A 7,125-nucleotide genomic window follows, 5' to 3' on the forward strand; every position below is an offset into this window, starting at 1 on the left:
GCGGCGCGGCCACGACGGCGGTGACGCCGATGCGGGCGTGATGTCGGTGCGAGGGGCGAGGATGCCCGGGTGCCCCCCGTGGTGAATCCGAGCGGTCGGCGCTGGGTGCTGCACCTGGACCTGGACGCCTTCTTCGCCTCCGCCGAACAACTGACCCGGCCGACCCTACGGGGTCGGCCGGTGCTCGTCGGCGGCCTCGGCGCGCGCGGCGTCGTCGCCGGGGCCAGCTACGAAGCCCGCGTCTTCGGGGCGCGGTCGGCGATGCCGATGAGCCGGGCCCGCCGGCTGGTGGGGCCCGCCGCGGTGGTGCTGCCGCCGCGCGGGGTGCTGTACCAGGCGCTCAGCCAGACCGTGTTCGACGTGTTGCGCGAGCGCATCCCCGTGCTCGAGACGCTGTCGCTCGACGAGGCGTTCGCCGAACCCGCCGAGCTCGCCGGCGCCGCCCACCACGACGTGGAACGGTTCTGTGCGCGGCTGCGCGAGGAGGTGCGGGCCCGCACCGGCCTCGTCGCGTCCGTCGGCGCCGGATCCGGCAAGCAGATCGCCAAGATCGCCTCCGGCCTCACCAAGCCCGACGGAGCGCTCGTCGTGCGTCCCGAGGAGGAGTTGGCACTGCTGCACGGCCTGCCGGTACGCAAGCTGTGGGGGATCGGACCGGTGTCGGAGGAGCGCCTGCGGCGTCTGGGCATCGACACGATCGGTGACCTCGCGGCGCTGCCGGTCCCGGAGGCGGCCTCGATCCTGGGCGCCACGGTCGGCCCGGCGCTGCACCGGCTCGCCAACGGGCACGACGATCGACCGGTCGTCGAACGCGCCGACGCCAAGCAGGTCAGCGCCGAGACGACGTTCCCGACGGACATCGTCACCCTCGCCGAGCTGCGACGTGCCGTCACCGGCAGCGCCGCCGCAGCGCATCGCCGGTTGCGGCGCGACGGCCGGGCCGCCCGGACCGTCGTGCTCAAGCTGCGCAAGGCCGACATGAGCATCCTCACCCGCTCGTCGACGCTGCCGTACGCCACCGAGGATGTGGCGACGCTCACGGCGGCGGCGCAGCGGCTGGTGCTCGACCCGCTCGAGATCGGCCCGATCCGCCTCGTCGGCGTCGGCCTCGCCGGCCTGTCCAGCATCCGGCAGGAGTCGCTGTTCCCCGAGCTCGAGCAGCCCCCGGAGGACCCGGTGGAGTCGTCGCCGGACGCCGGGCCGGAGCACCTCACGACGGTGACGGGACGGCGGTGGCGTCCCGGCACGGACGTGCGGCATCCGGAGTTCGGACACGGCTGGGTGCAGGGCGCCGGGCACGGCGTGGTGACGATCCGCTTCGAGACGCGCTCGACCGGGCCGGGGCCGGCCCGCACCCTCGACGAGAACGATCCCGCCCTCTCCGAGGCCGATCCGCTCGCCGGCCTCGGGTGAGCGCGCGGGCCCCGCCGCTCTCACGGTCTTCTTACTACCGCCGGGTACGCTTACGGGCGATCCGCTGTCCCGGTGGAGCATCCGCTGCTGGATGAACCGAGCACGGTACACCCGTGCACGATCGAGAACGAGAAGGACGAGAAGTTGAAGCTTCGCAAGATCACTGTCGCCACGGTGGCTCTGGCCGCCGCCCTCACGATGTCCGCCTGCAGCTCGGACGACGGAGGTAGCTCGACCTCGACCTCGGCGAAGACCACCACCAGCACCACGACCGCCGCCGCGCAGTACCCGCCGGTGCCGACCGTCGAGGACCTCAACGCCATGCTGGCCAAGGCGTTCGACGAGACCGTCCCGGCCGAGGAGAAGGTGAACCTCGTGCAGGGTGCCGAGCAGGATCCCGCCCTGATCGACCAGGTCGCCGCCGCGGCCAAGCAGGCCGGCGCGCAGATCACCGTCCTGGACGTCAACGACAACCAGAACGGCACGGTCACCGCCGGCATCGAGACCCTGCTGGCCGGTGCGCAGCAGCCCGCCGTCGGCACCGTCGACTTCGTCGCGGAGAACGGCGTGTGGAAGCTGTCGAAGAACAACGCCTGCGCCATCGTCGCGACGGCCCAGCTGCAGTCGCCGGCCTGCGCCTGACGTAGACCGACACGGCGGCCGGGGCGGAGATCCGCCCCGGCCGCCGCCGCGTCCGCCCGTCCGCTCAGGACTGCCAGCGCACCCGGTCCACCAGGGTCTGCGCCAGACGGGTGGTGCCCGCGGGATCGCTGTACGCCTGCTCCCCGCCGACCGTGAGGTCCCCGGCGATCGGGAGCGGCCGGCCGAGGTCGATGGTCATCGTGCCTTCGCCGGTCATCTCGTACCGGTCGATGGTCAGCCGACCGGACCCGTTCGGCAGCGCCCAGGTGGCCTCGCGCGGGGTCTGGGTGATGCGCAGGTGCACGGTCAGCAGGTCGCCGTCCCGCTCGAGCAGGCTCGCGGTGGCGACCTGATCGAGCGCCATCCCGCTCATCACCTGTTGGTGGATCTCCCACACCCCACCCACGCCGATCTCCTCCTCGGGGAACGACACCATCCGGTACACGGCCTGGTAGAAGGCCTGCTCGATGGCCGATCGGGCGATGTCCGCGGAGTCCGGCGTGGGATCGAGCCGCAGCGCGCTCACCGCGCCGGACGGGGACATCGTCAGTCCCGCCTCGGATCCCCGAGCGGGCCCGAGCGCTGCGGCGAGGGCCGCATCCGGCGAGGTGGCGTCGTCGATCCGCAGGTCCACGAGGCTGCTCGGCGAGGCGTCCGACACGGCGTCGCTCACCCGCGCGGTGAGCGGCAACGTCAGTTCGGGGGTGGAGAAGTCCTGTGCCGGCTGATCGCCGATCGACTGGAAGACCTGCGAGGCGGTCGTCAGCGCCACCTGCTGGCTCGTGTCGACGGGTGGGGTGAGCCGGATCCGGCTGCGCGGCTCGGCCCCCGGCTCCAGGACCACCGCGGTGACCGCGGCGACGGGCACCGTGACCTCCGTCGAGGTCGCCGTCGACGTGGGGGCGGCACCGTCGGCGGAGTTGCCGCACCCGGCGAGGAGGGTGGTCAGGGACAGGGCCACACCGAGGGAGCGGGCCCTCGGGCGGGCGAATCTGGGCAGCACAGGCACGCACCCCAGGGTAGCCACGGCGGGCGGGGTGGCCGTCGCGCTCCTCGGATGGGGGATGATGGCAGGGTGACCGACGACCCCACCGAGCACGATGCCCACCCCGACGCCGTCGCGGAACCCCCGGTTGCGTCGTCCTCGGCCGGAACCCCGGCGAAGGACGCGCCCGCGCCGGCCCGGCGGCTGCGCGAGCTGCTCGCCCTCGCCGCGGTGATCTTCGGGTTCGACCTGCTCACCAAGGTGCTGGCCGTCCACTACATCGATCCGGCCGATCCCGTCTCGATCGTCGGGGACACCGTGACGCTCACGTTGGTGCGCAACCCGGGCGCCGCCTTCTCGATGGCCACCGGCATGACGTGGCTGCTGACCCTGGTCGCCGTCGCCGTCGTGGTGGGCGTGGTCAGGATCGGCCGCACGCTGCGATCGGGCTGGTGGGCGCTGGGACTCGGGCTCGTCCTCGGGGGCGCGCTGGGTAATCTCGTCGACCGGATCTTCCGTTCCCCGGGCCCGCTGCAGGGCCACGTCGTCGACTTCGTGTCGGTCGGCTGGTGGCCGGTGTTCAACGTCGCCGATTCCGCCATCGTCTGCGGCGCGATCCTGCTCGTGGCGCTGACCGTCTTCGGCGTCGAACCGGACGGCTCGCGGAAGACCGGCTCCTCCGACAGCAGAAAGGAAGCACACAAGTGAGAGAAACCCGGGCGATGCCCGTCCCCGACGGGCTCGACGGGATGCGGGTCGACGCGGGCCTGGCACGGCTGCTCGGCCTGTCGCGCACGGCGATCGCCGCCCTGACCGAGGAGGGAGCCGTCCTGGTCGACGGTGCCGCCGCGGGCAAGTCCGATCGACTGTCCGCCGGTTCCTGGCTCGAGGTGGAACTGCCCGAGCCGCCCCGGCCCCTCACCATCGAGGCGACGCCCGTGGAGGGCATGGAGATCCTCTATGCGGACGACGACATCGTCGCCGTCGACAAGCCCGTCGGCGTCGCCGCGCACGCGAGCGTCGGCTGGACCGGGCCGACCGTGATCGGCGGACTGGCGGCCGCCGGATTCCGCATCTCCACCTCCGGCGCCCACGAGCGGCAGGGCATCGTCCACCGCCTCGACGTCGGCACGTCCGGGGTCATGGTCGTCGCGACGTCCGAGCGCGCCTACACGGTGCTCAAGCGGGCCTTCAAGCAGCGCACCATCGACAAGCGCTACCACGCCCTCGTGCAGGGGCACCCCGATCCGAGCAGCGGCACGATCGACGCGCCGATCGGCCGGCATCGCAGCAGCGACTGGAAGTTCGCCGTCACCGCCGACGGCAAGCCCAGCATCACCCACTACGACACGATCGAGGCGTTCCAGGCCGCGAGCCTGCTCGACATCCACCTCGAGACCGGCCGCACCCATCAGATCCGCGTGCACTTCTCCGCGCTGCGGCACCCCTGCTGCGGTGACCTGACCTACGGCGCCGACCCGCGCCTGGCCGAGCGGCTCGGCCTCGAGCGGCAGTGGCTGCACGCCCGGTCGCTCGGGTTCGCGCATCCCGCCGACGGGCGCTGGATCGAGATCACCAGCAAGTACCCGGCCGACCTCGAGCACGCGCTCGCCGTGCTGCGCAGCGCCTGACCGTGCGGCGCGTGTCCCTGCCGTGGGCGGCGACGGCGGCACTGCTGCTGGCGGTGCTCGCGGCCGGGCTGCTCACGCCGGCCCGGACGGCGACGGTGCGCACCGACACCCTCGGCCCCGACCACGGCGAGGCGGTCGCCGGCTACCTCGCGCGCGCCCAGGCGAGCGTCGAGTCCGGCACCGGCGAACCGCGGTGGGGCCTGGTGTCCTTCGCGACGCCGGTGACGGTCGAGCAGGCGGCGGCGCTGCCGGGAGACCCTCGCATCGCGCAGGTGCTGTTCCGCGTCCCGATCGAGCGGGTGCAGACCCCACTGGTCCCGGTCGCCGTGCCCGCCCATCGGGAGGCGCTGCTGCGTGCGCCCGCCGTCGCGGCGGGCCGGCTGCGGCAGGCGGGCGGCGCCGACCGGGCCGCGCGCGTCGCCGCGGTCTCGGCCGATCGTCTCGCGGACGGGTGCGCCTGCGTCGTCGGCGTCGTGGTGCGCGTCGCGCCGGCGACGGCGTCGGAGCTCGCCGCGGCCCCCGGCGTCCGCGCCGTCGAACTGCTGCCCGCGGACGCGGTCGCCGGCGCGTTCTCGGTGAACCCGCTGCTGCCCGAGCACGTCGACGTCGTCGCTCCGGGACCGGACGACGGCGAGCCCTGAGATCCGGTCGCGCAGGATCGGCGGGACAGACGCCTCGCCGGTGGGTACGGTGGCGCGGTGGCACGGGTTCTGGGGTATCTCCTGGTTGCGCTGCTCGCTGCGACCGGTCTGCTGTGGCCGCTGCTCGCCGGACTCGACACCGGCGACGCATCCGCCGCGTCGGATCCGGCGCGGATCACGAACTACACCGCCGACTACACCGTCGAGGCCGACGGCGGGCTCACCGCCACCGAAACCGTCACGGTCGCCTTCCCGGCCGGCCGGCACGGCATCTTCCGGTACTGGGACGTCACCACGGGCGCCGATCCGCACGTGCGCCACATCCCCGAGATCGTCTCCGTCGAACGCGACGGCGCGCCCGAGCCGTTCGAGACGAGCCGGCAACAGGGACACCGATTCGTCGTCGCGAAGATCGGGGACCCCGACGTGTACCTGGAGCCGGGCACCCACACCTATCGCATCGAGTACACCACCGAGGGGGTCCTCGACCCACCGGGCGGCGCCGCCGCGACGTTCGACACGGCCGCGGGGACGGCCGCCCCGGTCGGCTCGGTGTTCCACTGGAGCGTGGTTCCCGGCGGGTGGGAGATGGCCATCGACCGGGCCGACATCACGGTGCGGCTGCCCGCGGCGTCCGGCCTGGTCGAATGTGCGGTGTCGGGGGCGGCCTGCATCCTCGGCGGGGCCGGCACCGACACCGTCTCCGTCGGGGTGACCGGGCTCGAACCCCGGACGGCGGTGAACGTGCGCATCGGGCTCGGGCTCGACGCCCCGGCCCGGGCCACGGTGCCCTGGCCGGTCGTCTGGGATCCCATCCTCGGGCGGTCGGCGCCGGTCGTGGCGGTGGTCGCGATGCTGAGCCTGCTCGGATTCGCCGTCGCGGCCCGGTGGGCGTGGACAGCCCGCGAACCCGAGCCGGGCCTGCCGGTGCTGTACTCGCCGCCCGACGGCTTCGGACCGGTGCAGACCGTCTACCTCGCCTCCGAGCGGCCCGGGCCCGCGCCGCTCGCGGCGACGCTGCTGTACGCCGCAGAGGAGGAACTGGTCGAGCTGCGCCCCGCCGGCGGCGGGAAGAAGTCCGACGTGTGGGAGGTCCGCGGCGTCGCGTCCGCGGACAGGTGGGCGGCGACGGACCCGGTGACCCGGGCGGTCGGCGACGCACTGCAGATCTCGTACCCCGGCGCGGTGCTGCGGGCCGACGGCTCGAAGTCGGCGGGGGAACGGTTGTCGAAGGCGACGACGGAGCTGGCGTCGCAGTGCCGGATCTGGGCCCGCACCGAGGGACTGGTGGCCCCGTCGGCCCGCGAGCGTCTCGGCAAGGCGGCGGTGGTGCTGGCGCTGGTCCTCGCGGTGGTCGGGTTCGCGGTGCCGGTGTGGCCGAGCATGTGGGGCCTGCCGGCGGCGGCGTTCGTGTTCGGCGGATGGGAGCTGTTGCGGCCGGAGGCGGGGACGCGGCGCACCGCGAAGGGCCGCGAGATGTGGTCGCGTGCCGGTGGGTTCCGGCGCATGCTCGTGACCCCGTCGAGCGAGGACCGCTACCGGTTCTCGGCGGAACGCGACCTCTACACCCGCTACATTCCGCACGCGGTCGCGTTCGGCGTGGCCGACCGGTGGGCGGAGAAGTACCGCACGGTCACCGGGTCCGAGCCGCCGGCGCCGGCGTGGTACCCGTATCCGGTCGGAGTGCACGGATTCGCCTCGGGGACCGGGGGATTCGACAGCTTCGAGTCGGCCCTGTCGTCGTCGATCGGCGCGTACACCGCGTCGCAGTCCTCGTCGTCGGGCGGCGGTGGTGGCGGTGGCTGTCTCTTAT

The 7,125-nt window shown here is 73.6% G+C and carries 7 protein-coding genes; 6 read left to right on the forward strand and 1 reads right to left on the reverse strand.

Annotated elements, in window-relative coordinates:
* Positions 1 to 69: 69 nt before the first annotated feature.
* Positions 70 to 1,413, forward strand: coding sequence for a DNA polymerase IV (locus G6039_RS23070; RefSeq protein WP_235194110.1), 1,344 nt, complete (start codon positions 70 to 72; stop codon positions 1,411 to 1,413).
* Between the two features lie 144 nt (positions 1,414 to 1,557).
* On the forward strand, positions 1,558 to 2,055 hold the full coding sequence (locus G6039_RS23075; RefSeq protein WP_029544171.1) for a WKL family lipoprotein: 498 nt from the start codon (positions 1,558 to 1,560) through the stop codon (positions 2,053 to 2,055).
* Positions 2,056 to 2,119: 64 nt separating this feature from the next.
* Here the strand turns inward: G6039_RS23075 and G6039_RS23080 are convergent, their stop codons facing one another.
* Positions 2,120 to 3,064, reverse strand: a complete 945-nt coding sequence (locus tag G6039_RS23080; RefSeq protein ID WP_373867512.1) for a hypothetical protein — start codon at positions 3,062 to 3,064, stop codon at positions 2,120 to 2,122.
* A 48-nt stretch (positions 3,065 to 3,112) separates the two neighbouring features.
* On the opposite strand from G6039_RS23080, the gene lspA reads away from it, so the two are divergent.
* From lspA to G6039_RS23100, 4 genes are all read left to right on the forward strand, one after another.
* Positions 3,113 to 3,748 carry a signal peptidase II gene (gene lspA, locus G6039_RS23085; protein WP_037200951.1) on the forward strand — a complete coding sequence of 212 codons (636 nt, stop codon included), beginning with the start codon at positions 3,113 to 3,115 and terminating at the stop codon, positions 3,746 to 3,748.
* Between the two features lie 14 nt (positions 3,749 to 3,762).
* On the forward strand, positions 3,763 to 4,671 hold the full coding sequence (locus G6039_RS23090; protein ID WP_174824791.1) for an RluA family pseudouridine synthase: 909 nt from the start codon (positions 3,763 to 3,765) through the stop codon (positions 4,669 to 4,671).
* Positions 4,672 to 4,682: 11 nt separating this feature from the next.
* A complete protein-coding gene (locus G6039_RS23095; RefSeq protein WP_006933435.1) occupies positions 4,683 to 5,312 on the forward strand; it encodes a hypothetical protein in 630 nt (209 codons plus the stop codon).
* Positions 5,313 to 5,369: 57 nt separating this feature from the next.
* Positions 5,370 to 7,125, forward strand: a 1,756-nt coding sequence (locus tag G6039_RS23100; protein ID WP_164528125.1) for a DUF2207 domain-containing protein, incomplete at its 3' end; no start/stop codon positions are given.

Source organism: Rhodococcus aetherivorans, from assembly GCF_011058165.1.
GTDB lineage: Bacteria > Actinomycetota > Actinomycetes > Mycobacteriales > Mycobacteriaceae > Rhodococcus > Rhodococcus aetherivorans.

What these genes read in the sequence shown, in the direction of transcription:
- G6039_RS23090 (WP_174824791.1), top strand. Translation starts at nt 3,763, where the DNA reads ATGCCCGTCCCCGACGGGCTCGACGGGATGCGGGTCGACGCGGGCCTG.
- lspA (WP_037200951.1), top strand. Translation starts at nt 3,113, where the DNA reads ATGGGGGATGATGGCAGGGTGACCGACGACCCCACCGAGCACGATGCC.